This is a genomic window from Streptomyces sp. NPDC002577 (assembly GCF_053594815.1).
Genome location: NZ_JBSFWK010000079.1, coordinates 1 through 22,292, shown reverse-complemented (window position 1 = coordinate 22,292; position 22,292 = coordinate 1). Strand labels below are relative to the sequence as shown.

18 protein-coding genes and 4 pseudogenes are annotated in these 22,292 nt (G+C 70.5%); 11 read left to right on the top strand and 11 right to left on the bottom strand.

Going from position 1 to position 22,292, the window contains the following annotated elements:
• The first annotated feature begins 833 nt into the window (after positions 1 to 833).
• The 3 genes from ACWD4J_RS43215 (at position 834) to ACWD4J_RS43205 (ending at position 2,819) form a co-directional block, all read left to right on the top strand.
• Complete coding sequence (locus tag ACWD4J_RS43215) at positions 834 to 1,568, top strand: hypothetical protein (protein WP_451401037.1); 735 nt, start codon at positions 834 to 836, stop codon at positions 1,566 to 1,568.
• Positions 1,565 to 2,563 carry a hypothetical protein gene (locus ACWD4J_RS43210; RefSeq protein ID WP_451401036.1) on the top strand — a complete coding sequence of 333 codons (999 nt, stop codon included), beginning with the start codon at positions 1,565 to 1,567 and terminating at the stop codon, positions 2,561 to 2,563. The genes ACWD4J_RS43215 and ACWD4J_RS43210 overlap by 4 nt, the downstream gene beginning before the upstream one ends.
• A gap of 88 nt (positions 2,564 to 2,651) precedes the next feature.
• The gene (locus ACWD4J_RS43205) at positions 2,652 to 2,819 is read left to right on the top strand and encodes a hypothetical protein (protein WP_451401035.1); all 168 of its coding nucleotides are present in this window, start codon (positions 2,652 to 2,654) and stop codon (positions 2,817 to 2,819) included.
• Between the two features lie 101 nt (positions 2,820 to 2,920).
• On the opposite strand, the gene ACWD4J_RS43200 is transcribed toward ACWD4J_RS43205, so the two are convergent.
• The 8 genes and pseudogenes from ACWD4J_RS43200 to ACWD4J_RS43165 all read right to left on the bottom strand — a co-directional run bounded on the left by ACWD4J_RS43200 (position 2,921) and on the right by ACWD4J_RS43165 (position 11,650).
• Positions 2,921 to 4,687 (bottom strand): ATP-binding cassette domain-containing protein, encoded by a 1,767-nt coding sequence (locus ACWD4J_RS43200; RefSeq protein WP_451401034.1) that lies wholly within the window; start codon positions 4,685 to 4,687, stop codon positions 2,921 to 2,923.
• Positions 4,688 to 5,076: 389 nt separating this feature from the next.
• Positions 5,077 to 5,289 (bottom strand): annotated as a pseudogene (locus ACWD4J_RS43195) (DDE-type integrase/transposase/recombinase); the annotation flags it as partial.
• 8 nt (positions 5,290 to 5,297) lie between these two features.
• A complete protein-coding gene (locus ACWD4J_RS43190) occupies positions 5,298 to 6,197 on the bottom strand; it encodes an HAD family hydrolase (RefSeq protein WP_451401033.1) in 900 nt (299 codons plus the stop codon).
• A gap of 282 nt (positions 6,198 to 6,479) precedes the next feature.
• Positions 6,480 to 7,667: an alpha/beta hydrolase family protein gene (locus ACWD4J_RS43185; RefSeq protein WP_451401032.1), complete on the bottom strand. Its 1,188-nt coding sequence runs from the start codon at positions 7,665 to 7,667 to the stop codon at positions 6,480 to 6,482.
• A gap of 177 nt (positions 7,668 to 7,844) precedes the next feature.
• Positions 7,845 to 8,024: a DUF6191 domain-containing protein gene (locus ACWD4J_RS43180; RefSeq protein WP_451401031.1), complete on the bottom strand. Its 180-nt coding sequence runs from the start codon at positions 8,022 to 8,024 to the stop codon at positions 7,845 to 7,847.
• A 196-nt stretch (positions 8,025 to 8,220) separates the two neighbouring features.
• Positions 8,221 to 10,446: an FtsX-like permease family protein gene (locus ACWD4J_RS43175; RefSeq protein WP_451401030.1), complete on the bottom strand. Its 2,226-nt coding sequence runs from the start codon at positions 10,444 to 10,446 to the stop codon at positions 8,221 to 8,223.
• A complete protein-coding gene (locus tag ACWD4J_RS43170; protein ID WP_451401029.1) occupies positions 10,443 to 11,129 on the bottom strand; it encodes an ABC transporter ATP-binding protein in 687 nt (228 codons plus the stop codon). The genes ACWD4J_RS43175 and ACWD4J_RS43170 overlap by 4 nt, the downstream gene beginning before the upstream one ends.
• On the bottom strand, positions 11,126 to 11,650 hold the full coding sequence (locus tag ACWD4J_RS43165) for a PadR family transcriptional regulator (RefSeq protein ID WP_451401028.1): 525 nt from the start codon (positions 11,648 to 11,650) through the stop codon (positions 11,126 to 11,128). The genes ACWD4J_RS43170 and ACWD4J_RS43165 overlap by 4 nt, the downstream gene beginning before the upstream one ends.
• A gap of 287 nt (positions 11,651 to 11,937) precedes the next feature.
• On the opposite strand from ACWD4J_RS43165, the pseudogene ACWD4J_RS43160 reads away from it, so the two are divergent.
• Positions 11,938 to 12,107, top strand: a pseudogene (locus tag ACWD4J_RS43160) (transposase); the annotation flags it as partial.
• Between the two features lie 169 nt (positions 12,108 to 12,276).
• Here ACWD4J_RS43160 and ACWD4J_RS43155 read toward each other — a convergent pair.
• On the bottom strand, positions 12,277 to 13,122 hold the full coding sequence (locus ACWD4J_RS43155; protein ID WP_451401027.1) for an NAD(P)H-binding protein: 846 nt from the start codon (positions 13,120 to 13,122) through the stop codon (positions 12,277 to 12,279).
• Between the two features lie 148 nt (positions 13,123 to 13,270).
• Between ACWD4J_RS43155 and ACWD4J_RS43150 the strand changes: the two genes are divergently transcribed.
• Positions 13,271 to 13,663, top strand: coding sequence for a winged helix-turn-helix transcriptional regulator (locus ACWD4J_RS43150; protein ID WP_451401026.1), 393 nt, complete (start codon positions 13,271 to 13,273; stop codon positions 13,661 to 13,663).
• 135 nt (positions 13,664 to 13,798) lie between these two features.
• On the opposite strand, the pseudogene ACWD4J_RS43145 reads toward ACWD4J_RS43150, so the two are convergent.
• Positions 13,799 to 14,372, bottom strand: a pseudogene (locus ACWD4J_RS43145) (hypothetical protein); the annotation flags it as partial.
• Here ACWD4J_RS43145 and ACWD4J_RS43140 point away from each other — a divergent pair.
• From ACWD4J_RS43140 to ACWD4J_RS43115, 6 genes and pseudogenes are all read left to right on the top strand, one after another.
• Positions 14,298 to 14,975 (top strand): TetR/AcrR family transcriptional regulator, encoded by a 678-nt coding sequence (locus tag ACWD4J_RS43140; protein ID WP_451401039.1) that lies wholly within the window; start codon positions 14,298 to 14,300, stop codon positions 14,973 to 14,975. The pseudogene ACWD4J_RS43145 and the gene ACWD4J_RS43140 sit on opposite strands and share 75 nt — an antisense overlap.
• A 253-nt stretch (positions 14,976 to 15,228) precedes the next feature.
• Positions 15,229 to 16,089, top strand: coding sequence for a hypothetical protein (locus ACWD4J_RS43135; RefSeq protein WP_451401038.1), 861 nt, complete (start codon positions 15,229 to 15,231; stop codon positions 16,087 to 16,089).
• A 122-nt stretch (positions 16,090 to 16,211) separates the two neighbouring features.
• Positions 16,212 to 18,671, top strand: a complete 2,460-nt coding sequence (locus ACWD4J_RS43130) for a tetratricopeptide repeat protein (protein ID WP_451401025.1) — start codon at positions 16,212 to 16,214, stop codon at positions 18,669 to 18,671.
• Positions 18,664 to 19,485, top strand: coding sequence for a hypothetical protein (locus ACWD4J_RS43125; protein WP_451401024.1), 822 nt, complete (start codon positions 18,664 to 18,666; stop codon positions 19,483 to 19,485). Before ACWD4J_RS43130 ends, ACWD4J_RS43125 begins: the two co-directional genes overlap by 8 nt.
• A gap of 166 nt (positions 19,486 to 19,651) precedes the next feature.
• On the top strand, positions 19,652 to 20,497 hold the full coding sequence (locus tag ACWD4J_RS43120; RefSeq protein ID WP_451401023.1) for a CHAT domain-containing protein: 846 nt from the start codon (positions 19,652 to 19,654) through the stop codon (positions 20,495 to 20,497).
• 216 nt (positions 20,498 to 20,713) lie between these two features.
• Positions 20,714 to 20,905: pseudogene (locus ACWD4J_RS43115) on the top strand (IS30 family transposase); the annotation flags it as partial.
• A gap of 643 nt (positions 20,906 to 21,548) precedes the next feature.
• On the opposite strand, the gene ACWD4J_RS43110 reads toward ACWD4J_RS43115, so the two are convergent.
• Positions 21,549 to 22,142: a CGNR zinc finger domain-containing protein gene (locus ACWD4J_RS43110; protein WP_451401022.1), complete on the bottom strand. Its 594-nt coding sequence runs from the start codon at positions 22,140 to 22,142 to the stop codon at positions 21,549 to 21,551.
• Positions 22,143 to 22,292 lie beyond the last annotated feature (150 nt).

Genomic DNA, 22,292 nt, shown 5'->3' with positions numbered 1-22,292 from the left:
CACGAGGGCGCTCCGGCGCCTTGCGATCGCACGCACCAGACACCGCGAGGCCCGCCCTCCGGGCGGACGACGGGAATTTGACGACAGGGCCTAGTGGAAACGGACGGCTCGGCTCATGATGTGACTCCTTGGTGCCGTGGGAAGGGGCTCAGGCAGCCCGGGGCGATAGGCCCCATCGGCGACGAGGTGGCAGCCGGACGGCTGGGGCGTACCGAGGCACCTGGCGCCTTCGCAGCGAAGAGGTTGCAGATCAGCCGGCCAGGACTTCGCTGATCATCATCACCTGGCCGTACGCGGTGATGTAGGCCATTCACACGGCCGCCGCCCGGACCGGGTTGACATCCGCGGGGCGAGCGGCTGTGCGACGCCGATGGCCCGCCCTCTCGACGGGAGTGGGCCTGTTCGGCTACCGCCCCTCGAACATCCGTTGGCCCCTCCATTCGCAGCCTGGGCGAAGTGGCTTCCTTGGCGGGGTCCATGGCCTCATCATGGGGGCACTTGACATCGGGGGTGTCATGGCGATCTCACTCGGGATGCGCATATCGGGGTTACTCGTCGCGGGGGCGCTGGTGTTCGTCACGACTGCGGCGTGCGGTGGGGACGGAGAGGACCGGTCGGGGGGATCCGGGGGGACGAATGTCTCCGGGGGGACTTCGAGCGGCGGGCAGGACGGTGGCGGGAACGGAGAGTCCGGAGGGTCCAACGGGGCCGGTGATTCCGGCGGTGGCATGCCGACATGGCGGCCCTCGGACGAAGCGGGCACCGGCGGAAACGGGTCCGGCGGCGGGAGCGACTCAGGCGGAAACGACTCCGGAGGCACGGCCCCGGAACGTGTGGACGCGCCCAACTGGCTCCGCCCCGGCCCGCGTTCGCCCAACACCGAGCAGTCGCCCGACCCCGAGTTCATCTACGACGAACTCGGGGAGAACCCCGGTGAGTGCGCGGAGACCCTGGGAGTCATTGAGGCGCAGCCGGACGAACCCCAGTGGCAGGTGCTCCGCGGCCTGGCCCACGCCTGCCTCGGGCTCCAGGGGCAGGGCGGCGACTGGAACGCGGCGGCCCAGCTCTACGCCGCCACCGAGGGCGCGGTCAGCACCTGCAAGGGCCGCGCCGCGCGCGTCGTCCTTGGCGACGCCCTGCGCTTCCATCAGCAACATCCGTCGACCACCGTGCGGTTGCGGAGTTCGGCGGGCAGCGGCGGCGCGAACGTCTGCCACTTCCGGATCGCCGGCGTGATCGCGGGTGTGAACGGCGAGGTGAAGGCGGGCGAGCGGGTCACCATCGAGGTGAGCGGGGCGTACTTCAGCCCGTCGGACCTGATCTCGGTAACCGTCCTGTTCGACGAAGAGCCCTCGGCCGGCGGATTCGAGGACGTCTCCCAGTCGGGCGACGGGTTCTCCTTCACCGCCGAGGCCCCGGCCTTCGACACGTATCCGAAGACTGTCGACGTCACCGTCACGTACGGGTCGAAGGCCACCCTGAAGGACGCTGTCACCGTACTGGACCCGAATGTGACGGGCTCCTCGCCCGAGGTCTCCCCGTCGCCCGTCACCTCGTCCTCCCCGTGACGGGCACGCCGCCGCCCGCGCCCGGCCCGGAGCCCCCCGAGCCGGCGCCCCCGGAACCCCCGCCGCCCGATCCCGATCCCGATCCCGATCCCCCGCCGGAACCGGAACCGGAGCCGGAGACGCCCGCCGTATCCCAGCCCGTGCCCCGGCCCCGCAACTGGCTGGAGCTGGTCGGCACCGCCGGATCCCTCCTCTCCCTCTTCACGGCCGTCCTGTTCTACTTCGGCTGGGCCAGCACCGACTCCGAGACCCGTGCCCTGGGCCTGCGGGACACCCTGTTCCGGCTGTCCACCGCCGACTATCTGCTGCGCAGCGTGGACGCGCTCTACTTCCCCGTGCTCGCGCTGGCCGCCGCCGCGATGGTGGCGTCGGTGCTGCACCGCAGGGTCCAGCGCGACCCGGCCCGGGCGGAGCCCGCGCTGCGGGTGCTCCGGCACGCCTGGCTCCCCGCGCTCCTGCTCGTGCCGCTGTACTACCTTTCCCCGAGCGTGCTGCTCGACCTGCTCATTCCGCTGGCGGCGATCGTCGGGGTTCTACTCAGCGCCTATGCCCGAACTCGTCCGGAATCCGCCGGGGCCGAGGTGCCCCGGCAGCAGGCGGCGCGGATCTGGGCGCCCGCCCTGCTGGTGGCCGTCGTCTCGTTGTTCTGGGCGGTGTACGCCTACGCCGTGATAATCGGACACAGCCGGGCCGCCGAGACGACCGCCGCCGTGGCCGAGGCCGACGGGTTTCCCGCTGTCGTGCTGTTCAGCAAGGAGGACCTGCTGATCCGCGGGGGCGGCAGCTGTGTGGCGACCGTGGACGAAAAGGGCAGCCCGTACCACTTCCGGTACGCCGGACTGCGGCTGTTCCACGTCGCGGGCGACCGGCTCTACCTCGTACCCCGGTACTGGGCCCCCTGGGAGGGCCGGATGTACATCCTCGACGAGGGTGCCCCCGGACTGCGGGTGGAGTACGTGAGCGGGAAGGCCCTGCGTGCGACCGAGTGCCCGTGAGCGGCCTCACGGACGCCACAGTGAGTGCTTCCGCTCATCAGCGGCTGCGCACCGGCTGGGGACTCGAGCCAGAAGTGTCCTGCGACCGGTGACAGACCAGGCCAACACCCGTCTGGTGGAGGGCTTCTACGCATGCCTGACGGAGCGGCAGAGCGCGACCGTCGCCGAGTTCCTCCACCACGCCGTGTCCCGGTTACGCGAGCGAGAGCCCGAACGGCCCTCGCTCTGGACACCCCATCTGCACATCGGTCCCTGAGTCACCGCCGGCGCCTCACCTGTCCGCGTCGGGCTGGCAGCACGACTTCGGGTCACCTGGCGACTCGGCTGCCGAATCGAGCCTCTCCTGTTGGGCCCTGTTCAGCCCTGTTCAGCGAAGATCTTTGCGAAGCGCCCCTCCGCGCGCATCAACTCCTCATACGTGCCGCATTCTACGACCGCCCCGGAGTCGATCACGTAGATCCGGTCCATGCCGCGCAGCGTCCATGCCCGGTGCGAGACGACGATGCTGATCCGCCCGTCCTTGGTCCGGCCGAGTTCGGCGAACACCTCCTGCTCGGCCTCGGCGTCGATGGCCGACGTGGGCTCGTCGAGGATCCAGATCGGCGCGCCTCGCAGGTGGATGCGGGCAAGTGCGAGGCGCTGCCACTGGCCGCCGGAGATCCCCACTCCGTTCCACTGCTCGCCCAGCTGGGTGTCCAGGCCGTGGGGCATGGCCCGCACGAACTCCCCGGCGTGGGCTGCGTCCAGGGCCGCCCAGATCCGCTCGTCGCAGACTTCGTCCTCCGGGGTGCCGAGGGCGACCGTCTCGCGCACGCTGAACTCGTACCGTCCGAACTCCTGGGTGAGGAGGCCGAACTGGCCCAGCCAGGCGGCCTCGCCGAGGTCGTCCCGCGTCCGTCCGTCGACGGTGACCTGCCCACCCGAGGCTTCGATGAGGCCGAGGACGGCGTTGACGATGGTGGTCTTCCCGGCGCCGTTGACGCCGACCAGGGCGATCATCTCGCCCTGCTGCGCCTTGAGGTCGATGTCGGCGACGGCGTCCTCGGTGCGGTTGGCGTAGCGGTGCGTCAGGCCGGAGACGACCAGCTCGGCCGCGCGCGGGGCGATGGTCTGGCGGAAGTCCGGTGGCGCCTCGTCGAAGAATCGCCGCACGGCGCCGGTCTGCGGCAGGAACTGCAGCACCTTCGACAGGACCAGGCTCCCTTCCGCGGTCGCGCCCATCGCGGCCACCACGCCGTAGACGCCGGCCACGGCGGTCGGGCCGTAGTTCATGCCGATGATGACGGCGACGACGGCCCCGCCGAGCAGGACGGTGCTGGCGGTGCCGACCGCGGTCTGGGCGCGGATGGTCGCGTTGATCGGGATGTTCCGGGTTTCCTCGATCCGATGTTGGTGGGCGCTGACCATGGCGGCCAGGCGGTGGGTGGTGCCGAGGCTGGCCAGCTCGGTGATCGACCGCTGGCGGCTCATGGTGTCGCGCAGGTAGCGGTCGCGCTGGTAGATCGCGCCGAGGACCTTCCACATCCGCTCGATCGCCCGGCCGACGTACTTCCCGGCCAGGGCCGCCGGTACCGCGGCCAGGACGACCAGCATCCCGGCGATCGGGCTCATCACGGCCAGCGTCACCACGACGCCCGCGGCGGAGACGACTGCCCCCACGCCCGCCGCCGTCTCGCCGTAGACATGGGAGACGGCATCGATGATGGCCCGGCTGTGCCCCTCGACCTCGGCGGCGACCTTGGCATCGGCCATGCGGGAGGGGGACAGGTTCGCGACGATCCCGGCGAGCCGGGACTGCAGGGCGACCTCGGTGCTGAGCATCGACCGCTCGGCGATGGCCGAGCGGGCCGACTGCAGCGGCCCGGAGAGTCCGACGGCGGCGACGACGACCAGCAGCGGCCCCACCACACCCGGGAGGTGGTGACCGTCCCGCAGCCGCCCGATCAGCGCCGCCGTGGCGATGACCTGGGCCGATGGAAGCATCGCCAAGGTGATGGTCATCGCGGCGACCAGTCCCGCCGCTCGCGGATTCGACAGGAATGCCTGCTGGGTGACGAAGGTGATGTTGCCGAGGGTGTTGCGTACTCGTGCGCCCCCGGAGGAAGCGTCAACGGAGGATGACATGCGTGAATCCGATTCCCGATGCGGACATGCGTGTCCTGAGAAGGGCATTGCGAACCGCCGCTCCCACTCGGGAACAGCGAACCGGCGGCGCGACGGGACGGGTCGCCCGCGACCAGCGGAACGCGGAGAGGTGGCACACCCTTTGCGGGGCCGACCGCTCGTCAACTCAGGCTCGGATCATGACGCAGACTCTCCCGGATGGCGTGATCGCATGGCAACTGAATATCCTCAAGGAAGGGAGTTCTCAGGGAACGGAGCAACGCCGTCATGAGGCGGGGCGGATGCAAGCGGCCTGACTGCCGGGGCGCATCCAGCGTCCGTCGACCCGTCTGGCTGAATCCGACAGAACCAACGTCACGGATTTGTCGAAGTACGACCCGACCCGTGGCCTGGGTCATGCCCAGGCGCCCGCAGGCCCGGCGAAAGCGGCGAGAGTGGTATTCGCTGCCCCTGTCGCTATGAAAGATCACGCCCTTGACGTCACCGCGGCGGGTGGCCGCGGCCGTGTTCAACGACGCGACGACCAGCTCCGCGTCGCGACGCTCACCCATCGCGTAGCCGGGCAAGCGGCGCGAGAACAGGTAGTCGATGACCCAGGCCAGATAACCGGTCAGGCGTTCGTGCGTGATAGGTGGTCGGGGAGGTCGGTGAGCCGTTCGATGCGGAGCACCGTCTCGTCTGCCGTCGGCGACGGTCCACCGGTGACGAAGTCGATGCCGCGGTCCAGCCAGATGCCGGTGAGCCCGGCGAGGGCGGCTGCGTTCACATCGCTTTCCAACATGTCGCCCACGTTGACCGCCTGCGCGGGGTCCGTCCCCATCCGCCGGCACGCGGTGGCGTAGGCGACGGGCTTGGCCGCACCGAGCTCGGTCGGGGTCAGGACGGCTTCGAAGTATTCGAGGAGGCCGAAGCGGGCGAGCTTGGCGCGCTGTTGCTCGGGGTCCCCGTTGGTGAGAACAGCCAGACGCGGTCCTAGGGGAAGCCGTTTCAGGGTCTCCAGGCATGGCTGGACATCGGGATAGCACCGCCAGGACTCCTCGAACACGGTGAGGTAGCGCTCGGTGATCCAGGCGTCCAGCAAGTCGGGACTTGTCGGAACCGGCTCGCCGAGCATCGGCAGGAAGGAACGGAGCCTGCGTCGGTGGTGCTCAGCGAAGGAGCACTGACCGGCCAGGTATTCCCGCATGTGGCGCGCTTCCAGCGTCCACCACAACGTCACCAGTTCCTCCGGTGGAGCCGTCGCGTTCGGCGCGGCCTGGACGATCTGGGCGATCGTTTCCAAGACCGCGCTTCGATGATCGACCAGGGTGCCGTCCAGATCGAAGAAAATCACATCTGCCATAGGATGATCATTCCGTGATGGCTGTCCCTGACGCCAGAAGGCAGGTATCGCGATCTTCCCTTCGGGATGGTTGTCCAGGTCGCATGGCGGGGCCCGGAGAGGCTGCGCACCGGTGCGCACCAGGACGGCACCTGCGCACCGCGTGCGCACCGCGAGGACGACCAGCACGCGCACCACCCGCAGCCGCCCGGCCCCGGCCGAAGCCCCGGTGCGCACCCCTGGGCGCGCGCCCGATGCGCACCGACGATTCGCCGTATCGACACAGGGGATACGGCGAATCGTCCCCGCGATACGTCGTATCCCCACGATGCGCGCGGTCCGGAGAAGCGCTCCGAGCATCGGAACAGAGCGCAGGAGCTGAGGCCGGTGGACAAGGGGCATCGCGTGCGCGCGCCGGCGGGTGGGCGTCTGTCTTCGTCGGCACCGAGCGGCCGCGCGCGGTGCGTCGCTTCACGGGATGAACTTCACCTCTGGAAAGGCCGAGTTCGGGCCGTCGAGCAGACGCACCGGGCGGTGCCGCAGGTGTAGGTCGAAGAACGCGAGCGGGTAGGCCTGCTGGATGCGGACCGCCCGGGCCGGATCGAGGGTGCCGATCCAGCCCTGAAGCTCCTCGTCGCTCATCCCGACCGCTTTCGCCAGCTGCGGGATCAGCACCTGGTAGTCGCCGTACGACGGGTGGACGGCGCCTTCGGCCTGGACGTTGAGCCGCCATCCCCGCAGGTGCGACCAGAACTCGGCGACGCTGGACTGCGCGGCCCGCGTGAACTGGGCGGTCATCATCATGAAGGGACGATTCAGGTCGGTAGTGATCGTCGGTTGCATCGGGCCGTCGAGGCTCAGCCCGGCCCGGACGCGCTGGTCCTCGTTCATGACGAGGGCGGTCGCCGTCCCGCCCTTCGACCAGCCGAACATGCCGATGCGGTGCAGGTCGAGGGCGCCACACAGGCCGGCCGGCAGCGGCCGGTGTCCGGCGTCGGGATTGCGCCCGGCGCCGAGGTCCTCGATGCAGTCGAGGACGAACCGGATGTCCTTGGCAAAGTCTGCTGGTCCCAATGCATACTTGGGGTCCATGAGCGGGACGATGACCCGGCCGTCGGGGAACTCGCTGAAGGCGTCGTACGTGTGATCCACCGTGACCACCACATACCCGTGGCTGGCGAGTTCCTGAACCACGATGGTGGTGTCCGCACGGTGGTCGTGCGCGCCGTGCGAGAACACGACGACGGGCAACCGCCCGCCGGTTCGCCGTACCGGGGCGCCCTCGTGGCCGGCCGTGAGTGGCGCCACCGCGGCGTCGGCCGGGAACCCCCCGGACGTCAGCAGCGCCCGCAGCACGGCCGGGGGCGTCCAGCGTGCCAGCGGATACCGCTCGACGCCCCGGGCGGGGTACCAGACGTCGGCCATCAACTCGCGGTGATGCCCGGGGCCGGCCACAGGACCCGGACGTGAACCGTCGACGAGGTGCAGCGGTACCGTGCCCACCGTGTACGGTCCGGTGGGCGCCGGGAGGGCAAGCTGCACCGGGCCCTGGGCGGTCGAAGTCGCCCACGCGCGGCGGGCGAGGCCGACCGGCAGTGCGACCCCGGCTGCCAGCGCGGCCCCGAGTAGGCGACGGCGCGTCATTGGCTCTTGGCTCATGAACGGCATGGTTGTCACGGACCCTCCCTGGGCTTCTTGGACAGAACCGGGCCACGCACCGCGCCTGGGTCGACCCAGCCCACCAGATTTTTTGATCTCTGAATGTCGGCGATCTTGTGATGAGGGATCAGAAGGGCCCTGACAGGCCCTTTGAACGCATGTGCTAGGCCTGCGAAGTCACTCCGCCGAGTCGGCTGCTTTCGGGCCGATCCTGATGTGGACTATGCCGCTGTCGAGGTCGATCGGCCCGCGATAGGGATCGCCCTCGCCCTCGTCGTCGCGCATCCACTCCAGACGGTGTCGCTCCTCGTGCTGGTGGCGGGCGCTGGGATGGAAGACCTCTTCGAGGATGTTCACTGGAGCGTACGGGCTTGATCGGGCCGAGGTTCTCGGCGCCGGTCGGACAGGTGGTTCGAATGGATGCCAGCCATCACGGCTCCTGACTGTGGATCAGAGGCGACAGCTGTCTCCGAAGAAGAGTGAGCTGCGGCGCGCTGAGAGTTCTGCTACGGCCCCGGACGCCGCGGCATCCGGGGCCGTAGGGGGAGGCGCGTCAGCCGTTGCGGGCGGCTTCGGGGCCGGTGATGCGTCTGAGCAGCGGGAGGGTGGAGGCGATGATCCCGAGGGCGGCGGCCAGTCCGCCCGCGACCAGCGCGTAGTACGCCGTGTCCGGCGGGATCAGGTCGTAGTGCATCTGTGACGTCAGGAACATTGCCGACGCGGCGAAGGCGGTGCCGATCGCGATCGCGGAGACCGCCAACAGCGGCAGCGCGCTCTCCAAGCCGACCACGCGCTGCAGCAGCCGCAGCGGCGCGCCGGTGAGCCGCAGGATCGCGAACGGGCGCCTGCGGTCCGATAGGCCCGCGACGATGCTCACCGCCAGGCTGCAGCCCGCGATCGGCAGCGTGGTCAGCAGCACCACGTTCGCGAGCTGCTGCCAACCGGCCAGCTGCTGCTGCAGGTCAGTGCCCCAGTCGCCGACCGTGCGGGCCTGCTCCTGCGGGTAGGCGATGGTGAGCAGGGTCCGCACGCGCTCCATGGCCGCCGCCGACCCGTCGGTGGCCACATAGACCTGCTCCACGGGCAGCCTGGCGAGGTCGGCCGGGCTCATCGCGGCGGCGGGCCATTGGTGTCTCGGCTGCGACTGCAGGCTTTCGAAGGCCATGAAGTCGACGGCCGCGACGCTCGCCCCGGCCGGGCAGTGGCCGACCATCGGGGTCTGTGTCAGGTCGGAGCAGGTCACCAGCGCCGGTGCCCACGGGCGGTTGTCGCGCGGGGCCTTGCCGATGCCCCCGGGGTTGTCGTGGACGACGGCCAGGCCCCGGACGCCCGGGATCGCCCGCACCTGGGCGAGCAACTGCGCCGGGACGGTCCCGGCCAGCGGCGCCCCGCCGAGGGCACCGTCCTCCACCACCGTCCGGGTCTGCCGGTCGCCGCCGAGCGCGCCGCGGTGGTGGTTGATGGTGCCGATGATGCTGATCGTGGCGGTGGTCACGAACAGGGCCAGGACGAGGCCGCTGACCGCGCGGAAACCGGCCTTCGGGTCGTCGGCGAGCCGGCGCACCGCGATCAGGGCGGCCGGGCGTCGGGTGCGCCGGGCCACCGCCCGGGCGACGGTCATGGTCAGCCACGGTCCAGCGATCACCAGGCCCAGCATCGCCACCAGGAAGCCGGGGAGGTAGGCCGCCGCTTGGCCGTTCCCGGTCGCCGGGCGGCGGTTGATGAAGTACGCCAGCTCGGCCAGGCCCGCCAGCAGGGGGATCAGCCGCCAGGCGCGCGGCGGGCGCGGGGTCACTCGGCGGGTCACGCCGAGCGGGGAGATGGCGACCCGGCGCAGTGCCAGCCGCGCCGTGATCGCCGCCGCGATCGGCACGCCGACGGCGACGCCGAGGGCCTGCGGCGCGCTGAGCGTCAGGTCCGAGGTGAAGAACCGCTGCCCGGTGAACGGGATGGTGGCGATCAGCGGGCGCAGTGCGGCGTAGAGCCCGAAGCCGGCCACCGTCCCGGCGGCCGCCGCCAGCGTGGACTCCACCGCCGAGATCAACGACATCTGTCGGGGGGTGGCGCCGACCAGCCGCATCGCCGCGTAGCGCTGTTCGCGAGTGGCGGCCGACAGACGCGTCGCGGTGCCGATGAAGATCAGCACCGGGAAGATCAGCGCGCCGGCCACCACGGAGAGGACGAGCGTCATGGCGTCACTGCGCACGGCGTTGTCCCAGCACTCGTTGTCGCAGGAGGGCGGCCGGGTACTGGCGATGGTGGTGACCGCTCTCGCCCCTGGTGCGTCCTTGATCTGTGCCGGGGTACGGCCGATGACGGCGATCAGCGAGTCCGGGGAGGGCAGAGCGGCGTCGCCGATCGTGCCGGCGAGTCGGCCTGGGAAGCGGCCGCTCAGCTGGTCGGCCGGGGCGTCGCGGATCAGCTTCGCCAGCGTGGGGGAGGCGTAGTACTCGCCGGGCGCCGGCAGGTGCGCGAGGCCGGGCGGGACGGGAGAGGTCGGGCCGGTCGCGGCGACGTCGACCTCGGTGAGGGACGTACCGTCGTAGTAGTCGCCGTGCGGCCACCACCACAGCGGGTCCGCCGACGCCTGCTCGGTGCGGCTGGCGGCGCCGGTGTCGAGCCACACCTGCCGCTGGTTCGACCGGTCGACGGCGTTCATGCTGGCGAAGGTCGACAGCAGCAGCCCGACCCCGATCGCCACCGCGGCGGCGATCATGACCAGCCGGGCGACCGCCTCCCGACCGCCGCTGACCGCCAGGCGGGCGGCGAAGGCGATCATGATCCGATCCGTCCGGTCGTGAGCAGGCTGGCCTTGCCGTCCCGGACGATGGCCTCCCGGTCGGCGTACACGGCAACCCGGGGCTCATGGGTCACGAGGACGACGGTGGTGCCCGACTCGCGGGCCGCGCCCACCATCAGCTCCATCACCTGCTCGCCGGTCAGCGAGTCCAGAGCCCCCGTCGGCTCGTCGGCGAACAGCACCCGCGGGCGGCCCACCAGGCCGCGGGCCAGCGCCACCCGCTGCGCCTGACCACCAGACAACTCTCCCGAGCGGCGCCCTTCCAGGCCGTCCAGCCCAAGCCGGACTAACCACGGACGGGCCTCGGCGAGCGCGGCCGCCCGGCGCACGCCGCCGAGGAGCAGCGGCAGGGCGACGTTCTCCTCAGCGGTCAACTCGGGGACAAGTTGGCCAAACTGGAAGACGAAGCCGAAGGTGTCGCGCCGCAGGGCGCTGCGGTCCGCCTCATTCATGGTGTCGATGCGGCGTCCGTCGAAGTGCACCTCGCCCGAGTCGGGGGTGAGGATCCCGGCCAGGCAGTGCAGCAGGGTGGACTTGCCCGAGCCGCTCGGACCCATCACGGCGAGCACCTCGCCGGCCTCGACGGCCAGGCTGGCACCGCGCAGGGCAGGGGTCTCGCCGAAGGAGAGGGCGAGATCGCGGGCCTCGATCAGGGCGGTCATACGCGCACCGCCTCGGCGAGCGCATCCATCCGGGCCGTGGTCAGCTCGATCCAGCGCAGGTCAGCCTCCAAGTGGAACAGGCCGTGGTCGGCGAGCAGGGCATCGACGAGCGGGCCGGCACGCCGCAACTCGGTCAGCTCCCGCATCCGCTGCAGGTGAGCGGCCCGCTGGGTGTCCAGGTACCGCTGGGCGTCACGGCCCAGCATCAGGGCCAGAACCACCTTGGTGAACAGCACGGTCTGCAGATTGGGCTCAGGGGCCACCGGCTCGGAGAGCCAGGTCTCGAACTCCGTCGCCCCCGCCTCGGTGATCACGTAGCGCTTGCGCTCGGGACCGTCCCCGGGCTCGGCCTCGCCGGCCACCACCTTGCCGTCCCGCGCCAGCCGCCCGAGGGTCGAGTAGACCTGACCGTACGGCAACGGCTTTCCGCGGCCGAAGAGCGCATCGTAGTCGCGCTTGAGGTCATAGCCGTGACTCGGCTCCCGCTCCAAGAGCCCCAACAGGGTGAGAGGAACACTCATGCGGGGACCATACACCAGAGATATACCCTGAGTGTATACCTGCCGAGAGTACGTCGTGATGTGTGCGGACTCGTATCCGGACCAGGAGAGCCCTCGAAGAGACAAGTTGCTAGGCGGGCGGGTGTGCAAGGGCCCGCGATGCTGTCCTTCGCGGATACCGAGTCCACGCCGCCGGGGCCTGCGATCTCGTCCGGGCGTTCGCCGATCTGCTCCGTCACCAGCGCGGATACCTGTTGTTGGAGTGGATCCGGCAGGCCGAGCAGGACGCGCCGAAGCCCGTGAAGGGCTTCGCCGGCTTCCTCCGCCAAGACCTCGACGCGGTGACCGCCGGTCTGACCTGCCCTGGAGCTCAGGGGCCGTCGAAGGACACGTAAACCGGGTGAAAACGCTCAAGCGGGCTATGTACGGCCGAGCCTCGTTCGAACTCCTCCGGGTCCGGATCCTCACCCAGCCATGAGCTTCACGGAACTGCGGACAGAGCCTTGATTTTTCCCACCGTTTGTTCGGCGCTTCCCCGGACCCGCTCGCCTTGGAGTCCCACTCCGTGGTGAGCGAACTGCTGGAGTGCGGTTCCGCAGTGTGTCGTGATGGATCGCCCAGGGTTGCCGTGGCCGGTGACAGCGGTCTTATCGGAAGGCGGCGATGTGGCGCTGAGCCCAGTCGGCGAAGGTGCGGGGTGCGCGGCCGAGGACCTGCTCAACATCGGGGCTGATGCGCTGTTCGGCGGGGGTGGGCTCGCCGAGGATGGTCAGCGTGGTCTCGACCACGGGCTCGGGCATGAACTGCAGCATCTGCGCGCGGGCCTCGTCGCGGGTCTGCTCGATGAACCGGACGGGTTCGCCGAGTGCGTCGGCAATCGCCTCGGCTTGCTGGCGGGGTGTGTTGAGTGTGGGCCCGGTCAGCTCGTAGACCTGTCCGGCGTGGCCGTCCTCGCGCAGGGTTGTGGCGGCGACCTCGGCGATGTCGTCCGGGTCGATGGTCGGCAGGCCGATGTCGGCGAACGGCGCGGCGACGGTCCTTCGGGCGCGGACCGACTCGGCCCAGGCGTACGCGTTGGAGTTGAAGCCTGCGGGCCGCAGGATCGTCCAGGTCATGCCTGATTGCTGGACGGCGTCCTCGATGGAGCGTGCCGTGCCCCCGTGGGAGGCCGACCTAGGTCGGGTCGCGACTCCTTGGGAGGACAGCAGGACGACCCGCCCGACGCCGCCGGCCTTGGCGACGTCGAGGATGTCCTGCGGGTTGAGCAGGTGCGCGCTGGGCCCGCCGTTCTGCAGGAACAGCGCGTCGGCTCCGTCGAGTACGGGCCGAAGGCTCTCAGGATCGACCAGGTCCGCCCGCGTGTACTGGACGCTCTCCGGCACATCCGCCTTGGAGATCCTCCGGGATGTCGCGGTCACCTGTGCACCAGCTGCCGTGAGGGCCTGCACGAGCGATCGGCCGACGTTGCCGGTTGCCCCCGTCACTACGAACATGAACAACTCCCGTGTCAATTCAGCATGGTTGTCGCCGCCTGAGCGGGCGGGACAGTCGCGGAGAGCTGCTCTCCGGGCGACACGGGGACGCTAACACCGTCGATATAGTAGGTACCTAGGGGAAAGTGACTATCCCAAGGGGGCGTGCGTGGCCGGCAATGCTGACTGGGTGGCAGCCGCTGGGACCGATCCGGAACTTGCCTGTCCGACCAGTGCGGTTGTCGATATCGTGTTCAGCCGGTGGACCACGCCGATCCTGTGGACTCTCAACACGCATGGCCGCCTGCGGTTCGTGGAGCTGGAACGACGGATCGGCACGATCACACCGAAGGTACTGACCCAGCGGCTGCGGCAGCTGGAACGCGACGGCATGGTCGTGCGTACGTACCACCCGGAGGTCCCCCCTCGTGTCGAGTACGAGATCAGCGAGCTGGGCCGTAGCCTGGCCCCACTCTTCGCGCACCTCGCCGAATGGGCTGCCGGCAACCTGGACAAGGTCGAGCAGGCCCGGCACGACTACGACACCGATCCACCCCAGTAGCGCGTCTGCGGGGCGGCCTGACAAGCGCCCGCGGCACGTTCGTGGTCTCGCAGCTGGCCGCCCGCCGGCGCCGCTGCAACGGTCGCGGCCATTGAAGCTGCAGGATCCCGCGCCATCGGCATCCGCGCCGACGTGTCACAGCCGAACGAGATCGAGGAACTCCTCGACACGGCGCGGAGCGGTGTAGCTCGCGGGCGTCTTGTCGTAGCGCGTGGCCAGGACCCGCCATGCCCGGATCTTGTTGATGCAGCGTTCCACCCTGTTGCGCTCCTTGTACTGCTCAGCGTCATGGGCCACTGGTCGACCGCCGTCCCTGCCGCGCTTCTTGGGTTCGCGGCCTGATCGACCTTCTCCGGGATGACCGCCTTGATCCCGTGTCCGCGCAGGTAGGCGCGGTTCGCCCGCGAGGAGTACGCCTGTGCGGCCTGTCCGGGCGTGAGCACGAACGCCAGCGGGCGGCAGCGCCGGTCTGCCGCGAGGTGGACCTTGCTGGTCAGCCCACCGCGTGAGCGACCCAGCGCGGCTGCCTTGAGCCGGGCCCGGCGGCGCCGACGCAGCCGTCGGCGCTCGGAGTCCCGGACCGGCGAGTCGACGGTCGCCGGGACGACTTGCCCGGTTTCCGCGGCCCCTTTTCCTGCGCCGCGACCTCTTCCAGCGCCGCCAGGACCTCCGGTTCCACCACCATCCTGGCCGTGAAGCGATCACCGCGGCGGCCGTCACCCTTGCGGACACGGACGGACTCGAAGCGGTCACCATGCGGCGGGTCGCCGCCAAGGTCGGAGCCGGCGTCATGTCGCTCTACAGCTACGCCCCCGACAAGGAGACGCTGCTGGAACTGATGGTCGATCACGTCAGCGGCGAACTGACGGTCACGGGCCCGCCCAACACAGGCGACTGGCGTGCCGATCTGAAGGCCATCGCCCACCTGCAGCGCGCCCACATGCTGCGCCACCCTTGGCTGCCCGCCGCCCTGTCCACCCGTCGCGTTCCGGGTCCGAACACGCTGGCCTTCCTGGAATACGCGCTCGCCGTCCTGCGGCCCACCGGGCTGGACGGTGCGGCGAAGCTGGAGGTCTTCGCCCAGCTCACCGCATTCGTGGCCGGGCATGTCGCCCACGAGATCGCGCAGGCCGCGGCCTCACGGTCCTCAGACCGGGCCGCAGCCGAGGCGCGCTACCTCGCCGCTGTCGCCGCGGACGGCCACCGCCCGGAACTCGCCGAGGCTCTGTCCGCCCCCGGGCGCCTCCTCACCCCCGAAGCCACCTTCGCCCGGTTCCTCAACCGCCTGATCGACGGCCTCGACAACGGCTGATCTCACTCCACCCAGCACCGCGTGCGTTCTCGCAAACGACCAGTTAGTTGAGACAGCAGTCCCGGTACTCCGGGATCGTGGGGGAGGTCGGTTATGCGATGGGCGCTTGCGTGCGCGGGCGCGTGGCGATGGAGATGTCCGCGCATGGGTGCCGGCGTACGTTGAAGACGGTCCGCTGATCTTCGAACGTTCTGGCGCGCTCCCGCGTCGGTGGAGCGGGACGACAGCTGTGGAAGAGGGGCGGGGTATGCGTATGCGCGGGAGATGTGTGGCGGTGACGGTGATGGTGGCCGTGACGGTGGTGGCGTGCGACGAGGGAGGCGGGCCGGACATCGTGGTCGAGGGCACGCCGCCGGCGACGCCGTACAGCGGCCCGCTGTACGTCCCCACCAAGTTCCTCGACGAGGACACCCCGCAGGCGGTGCGGACCGCGTCCGGCGCCGCGGGCCGGGCGCTTCAGTGCGACGGGGAGATCTACGACGGCGGCGGCCCCGACGGGTGGAGCAAGCACGACGGCGGCAGCTCGCCCGAGGAGGGCCTGAGGCTCTACTTCGACATGTTCCAGCCGGAGCTTCCCCCGTACGGCTATCGCGTGGAGCGCAGAGAATCGGACCGCGTGCTGTACTCCTTCGACGTCGGCGGCCGGACCAAGGTGGCCATCGTGGTGGCCAAGGACCAGAAGAACCGGCCCGGTTGGGGCCCGGAGACCAACGCCTCCTGCGACCCGGCCGAACTCCCGGCGAGCTTCACGGATTCACTGGGGTACGAGATCTGGACTACCAAGGACGGCAAGAGGGCACCGATTGCTGAGATCAGCAGCTACGTCGGCGCGGAGCACTGCGACTGGCAGACGGCGCACTTCTTGCGCGTGGGCCGTGGCGAGAACGCAAGGAACTATGCCCGCGACCCCGACGGTGTGCTCGACGCCGACGTCATGCTCACCGCGCCGTACGACGGCGACGTCCCGGTGATGCCCGCCGACGCGTACGACACGGGATACCGCTACCACGGTTGGCGGTTGTGGCTCACGCCCGACCAGTCCGCGGCGTACGTCCGCACGCCCGATGGCTTGGAGGCTTGGCCCCAGCTCAAGGGGAGCGTCGGCTGCATGTGAGCCGTCACGGGCTGTGGTGCAGGGCGACCAGCAGCTGCGCCACCAGGCGGGAGCGGTGAGTGCTTCGCGAGGCAACAGGGCTATGGTGAGACGACGCAGGGCTGAAGCAACGGGAGGCTTCGGTGGGGGAGTCGGGCGTAAGGCGGGCCGAGCGGATCGGTGCGCTTCTGGCGGTCTCGGCGGCGTCGGACCCTGAGGAGCTGCCCTCGGTCGCGGACGCGGATCCCTATGGCGAGTTGGGTGTCTCCCGCTCGCTGTACAGCCGGGGTGAGCAAGAGCCTTATGTGCCCCGGCCCTGGGTGGACGACGCGCTGGACTCCGCGCTGCGGGACAAGGACTTCGTCCTGCTGGCCGGCGGCTCCAAGGCCGGCCGATGGCGCACCGCGTGGGAGGCGGTGCGCCGCACCCTCCCCGGCGCCCGGCTCCTGGTGCCCCGGCCAGGCGCCGCGGCACTGGCCGAACTGCTCGCGCTGGAACCGCCGTTACGGGTGGGAGACGCCGGCGTGGTGGTCGTCTGGCTCGATCACCTGGAGCGCTATCTGGGCATCGCGCACGGCATCGACGGTGAACTCCTCGGCCGGCTCCGAGCGCTCGCACCCCGGGTCGTCGTTCTGGCGACAGTCGAGTCCAACGTGCGCGAGCACCTGCTGTCCACCGAGGGGCGGCTCGGGCCGACCGCGCGCCTGGTACTGGAGCAGGCCACGACGGTCGTCTTTCCGAGCGATTCCATCGCGCGGAAAGAAGCGGTCGAGGCCGAACGACATGCGTCCGGCGGGGAGCCGGTGGGTGGTGGGCCCGCATGGGAGCAGCGCTGGCAGGAGGGCCTGCGCGCCGCCGGTGACAGCGGAGGAGACGAGGCGGCAAACCTGGGCTCGGTGCTGGTGCGGGCCGCAGTGGACTGGCGGCGCATGGGACTGTTCCGTCCGATCGTGGAAGCCGAACTGCGTGAACTCACCCGGTTCAGCCCGCAGTTCCCGGCATCGGAGCCCGACGACACCTGCTGGGCGGACGCACTGACGTGGGCCCTGACCGGCCCGCCGGAGGCGACGGCAGCGCTGCTGGAAGAAGTGCACCCGGCCCCGGCACCGGCGGCCGGGCGCGCGTTCCAGGCCGCCGAATTCCTCACCTCCCACGCGGATCTGCCCGAAGTGCCACTCCAAGCATGGGAGTTCGCGCTACGGCGCTGTGACGCGCTCGAGCTGATAGCGGTCGCCGAGGCCGCCCGCACCTGTGGCAGGTCCGAGATCGCCGAGTCGGCGTTGCGGCAGGCCTCGCGCAGCGCCGAACCGCTGATCGCCTCCTACGCCGGGTTCCGCCTCGGCAGCGATCTGGAGCAACGCGGCGACACGCCCGGCGCGCTCGGTGCCTATCGGCAGGCGGTCGCGGACGGCGGGACCGACAGCGGCGTCCGCCCTCGGCGACACGGCACGCTCGACGGCACACCGGACGAGCCGAGCGCTGCCCGCCGTGGCGCGCGCGCCGACTCCATGATGGCCGCGATGGCCTGCGTCAACCTGGCGCAGTCGCTCGCGGGCCAGGATCGTACGGCCGAGGCGATCGCCGCGTACCGCGAGGCGATCGATATGGACGACCCGATCGGCACGACGCTGGCCGCGCTGAACCTCGGCGGCCTGCTGCGCGGCCAGGGCGACGCGGCAGCGGCACGCTCGGCGTACGAACAGGCGCTCGCCGCCTGCACCTGGGCCGGCGACCCGGCCGGACTGCGCGGGACGGCGGCCCATGACCTGGGAGCCCTGCTGGAGGAGCAGGGGGATACCGCGGCCGCCCTGATCGCGTTCGAGGTCGCCGTCGACTCCGGCCACCGCATCGCCGCGCCGCGTGCCGCAGGCCGGATGGGGCTTCTGCTGAGCGCGCGGGGCGAGACCGAGGGAGCCGTGGCGGCCTTCCGCCTCGCCGCCGAGGCCGAGGAGGCGGAACCCGCGGCCGTCGCCCGGCTCCAACTCGCCGCGATGACGGAGCAGAGAGATCCGGAACAGGCGGTGTCCCTGTACCGGAAGGCGGCCACCTGTGGCATTCCCCGCCTGGTGGGCCTGGCACTGACCGGCCTGGGCCGACTGCTGAGCGGTCGTGGTGACGTGTCCGGCGCCGAGGAGGCCTACCGGCAGGGCATGGAGCCGGGCCGCGCGGACCCCGCCTCAGCCGCCGACGCGGCACTCCGGCTCGGCATGCTGCTGGAGGAGCAACGCGACACGGACGGCGCGCTGTCCGCGTACCGCGAGGCGATGCGCTCCGGCGACCCGGAGGCGGCACCCTCGGCGGCGTACGGCGCCGGGTGCATGCTCTTGCAGCGCGGGGACTTCGACGGCGCCCGCGTCGCGTTCGAACAGGCCGTCTGCTCCAGACATCCGCGCGTGGCCGCGTGGTCCCTGATCCTGCTGAGCGATGCCCTGGTACGGCTGGGGGATCCGCAGGGCGCCCGCGCCGCCGCTGAACGCGCCGCGCTCTCCGAGGATCCGGACATGCGGCAGGCCGCCATGGAACGGGTCGACCGGCTGCCGCATGGCCCCGGCCCGGACCGCACGGCAGACAGCATCGCCGAGCCACCGTACGAGGATGTGTGACATCGACGTGAACCATGACAGCGCGCTGGACTTTGGCGACCGCGCGCAGGCCGGGCGGTCCGCCCTGGACGCGCGCCTCGCCGAGCTGACCGAGGCCCTGGACGCTTACGGCCTGAGCGTCGTACGCCGGAACGTCTATCACGACGAGAGTGGCGACGGGACCGGAGACCTGTGCTGGCTGTGGCTGCGCGCCACGCCGCGCCGGTTCCCGGACGAGACGCACGATCTCGTGGTGTGCTACAGCACGGCCGACGGCGAGTGGCAGATCTCCGCACCCGACGGCCGGACCCGGCGGATCCCCGCGGCCGTCGGCGCCGCCCCACCCGCCGCCGCGATCGCCGAAGTTCTGTCGTCTGCCGACAGGGGTGCGCCGGCCGAGCCCCCGGCATTGCGCGACCTGCCCGACTGGGTGTCGCTGGTGCTCAGCGGGGCCGCCACGTCGTTGATCATTCCGTTCGTCCAGGCGGTCGCCGGTAAATCGGCCGACGATGTCTACGCAGGCCTGCGCGCCCGGTTGGCCCGGCGCGGCAGACCCACGCCGGACTCCTCCGCCTCGGCCGACTCCGATGCGGACAATCCCGCCCCGGACCCCTCAGCCCCGGATGCCTCCGCGCCGGCCCCGCGCATCCCACCCGACGGCTCCCGTTTCGTCAGCATCCTCGACCCGGAGGCCGACCTCCAGCTCGTCATGCCCGATCCCATCTCGCCCGAAGCCGTACGGCAGTTGACCGCCATGGACCGGTCCGAGCTGCGCGGCCGTACGCTCGTCTGGGACGACAGCAGGCAGGAGTGGTTGCGTTGCCGCCGGACCTGAACCCCACCGGCCGGGATGCCGGTTCCGGCCCGGAGACCGATCCGCTCACCCGGCGCCTCAATGCCTACGCGACCTCCTACGATCTCGGCGTCCTGCTCGACGCCGAAGCCGAGCAGGAAGCGGCCGCCCTCCTCGATACGGCCGTTCGCTTCGCCGTTCGCGACATGTGCATGCCCTGCGTACCGGTCTGGCCCTCCTCTGGGACGCCGTCGTGGGGCCCGTTCTCGACGCCCTGCGGGACGACCTCGGCGGCCTGCCGGGCGGGGCCGTTCCGCCGCGCATGTGGTGGTGTCCCACCGGGCCGCTGAGCCACTTTCCGCTGCACATGGCCGAACGCCGGGAGGAGGGCAGTGCGTTCGCCCTCGTGGTGTCGTCCTACGTCCCCACCGTCCATGCGCTCGGCCGCCTGCGCTCCTGGCGGCCCAGCCCGGACAGCCGCCCCTTGGTGGTCGCCCTGCCGCGCACCCCCGGCGCGCCGGACCTGCCGGCCGCCGACGAGGAGGCGGCCGTGCTCACCGGCTCCTTTCCCGGCGCCCGCCTGCTGCGTGGGCCGGCCGCCACCCGTGAGCGCCTGATGACGGCGGTCCCGGACCACGACATCGTCCATGTGGCCTGCCACGCCGGACACGACGCAGACCGTCATCACGAGAGCCACCTCGTCCTGCACGACGGCCGGCTGCACATCGCCGACATCGCGGCCGCCCGCACCGACCGGGCCGGGTTGGCCTTCCTGTCCGCCTGCGGCACCGCCCAGAACCGCCTCGACCTGCCGGACGAGTCCCTGAACCTCCTGTCGGCCTTCCAGCTCGCCGGCTTCAGCCACCTGGTGGGCAGCCTCTGGCCGGTGACAGACCAGGCCAACACCCGTCTGGTGAAGGCATTCTACGAATACCTGACGGAGCGGCAGAGCGCGACCGTCGCCGAGTCCCTCCACCACGCCGTGTCCCGGTTACGCGAGCGAGAGCCCGAACGGCCCTCGCTCTGGACACCCCATCTGCACATCGGCCCCTGAGTCACCGCCGGCGCCTCACCCGTCCGCGTCGGGATGGCGACCCCCGCCTGAGACTGCCGGCCACCTCCAGCCAGGGCATGTCCCGGGGAGGTTCGTGCACCACGGCGGACCGATGGGCCGACCGGCGCTCGCGGTGCGGGAGGATGCCCGCGGGCGCTGGATCGGTACCGCGCTGCTGAGGCGTTGCGCGCAGGTGTACTGGCAGCTGGAATACGAAGCGTCAACGGCCTGCTGCGGCAGTACTTCCCCAAGGGCACCGACCTCTCACGATGGAACGCCGACGAGCTCTCCGCCGTAGCTCTCGCACTCAACAACAGGCCCCGGACACCTCGACTGGAAGACACCCGTCGAAGCCCGAACGAGCACCTACTATCAGCCCAAGAAGTCGCTGTTGCGACGACCGGTTGAGTCCACCCAGTTCACGTCTTTCGCGTTCACCGCCCACTTCCTGGAGTCCGGCATCGACGCGTCGCGATCGGGACAATCCCGTCCTACGCATATGAGACCAACTACTACGCTCGACACCGGCGCCAACCGGCGGCTGCAGCCAACGCATAGAGCCTCCACCGATCCCGGAGCGCTTCAGCTATGACCAGAAACGTTGACCGGGGCGCCGACGCTGTCAGCACCCTGGAGCAAAGACGTCGATAACGGCTTCGCAGCGCAGCGGATCCTCTGTGAAACCTGCCTCCAGACCCCACAGCCAGCAGTAGTTCGCTGGCCATGAACGGCCTGAACGGCCCGACGACCAAGCGGCCCCGATACCAGCGCGAGAACTCCTCAGACACCGTCAGATTGTCGCACTCGTCGCGGCCCGGGCCTTCCGAGCCCCACCTCGACTACTGCCGAGTTGAGCACGTTTATCTGTACTTCGTTGAGCACTTTCTCAAGTACGCCGACACCATCGCCGCTGCGGGCCTCGGCGGCGGTGGCTTCGTTCGCGAGATCTGTGCCAGAACCGAGATCGGACAGCAGATATTCAGCACTTTGAACAGCAGCGAGCCTGGGCGTTGTTCGATTCAGCGCTGGTGGTCGCTGGGTGGCTGCAGCGTCATTGGGAGGTGGCGCGGCGGGCGTAGGCGCGGGCGGCGCGGGCGCGGTCGCCGCAGCGGGTGGAGCACCAGTGACGGCGGCCGTAGCGGAGCAGGTAGCGGTTGCAGGGGGCAGAGCCGCAGGCGGTGAGGCGGTCCGCGTCGGGGCCCGTGAGCAGGTCGGAGGCATCAGCGGCGAGGGTGGCCAGGGCGTGGTCCACGATCGCGGTGGTGGGGTGGGGGGTGGCGCGGAAGGGGCCGGTCTTGTCGTCCCACTGCAGCAGCGGGGCGGTGGGGACGCGGGTCATCGCGTCGTTGATGGCTCTGACCGCGGCGGGGAGGCCGGGCAGACCTTCGGCGCGGGAGGCGAACAGCGACCTGATCTGTTCGCGCAGCGAGCGCAGCTGTGTCGCGCACATCTCCCGCATGTCGGCGTCGACCGGAGCGAGACCGCGTTCCGTCAGCCAGTGGTTCGCCTGCGCGGGAGTGCCCAGAAGATCGACCGTGTGCCCGCCGGCCAGCGCGATCGCGCTGTTGGCAAGGGCGAGAGAGAGGTGCTCCTCCTCGCCCTGTGCGGGCGGCAGGCCGGGCTGTTCGGTCACGGACTCCTTCATGCACCTCATGGTACGGCTTGCATGCATCCGTGAGAAGCGGCTACGGTCGTCTCACGGTTCCCTACGTTCTTCTCCGGGACCGGGCGAGCCCTTCGTATGGTTGGTCCGCCCAGGGGCGTCGGGTGTGGCTTTCAAGGTTCTGCCGCTTGT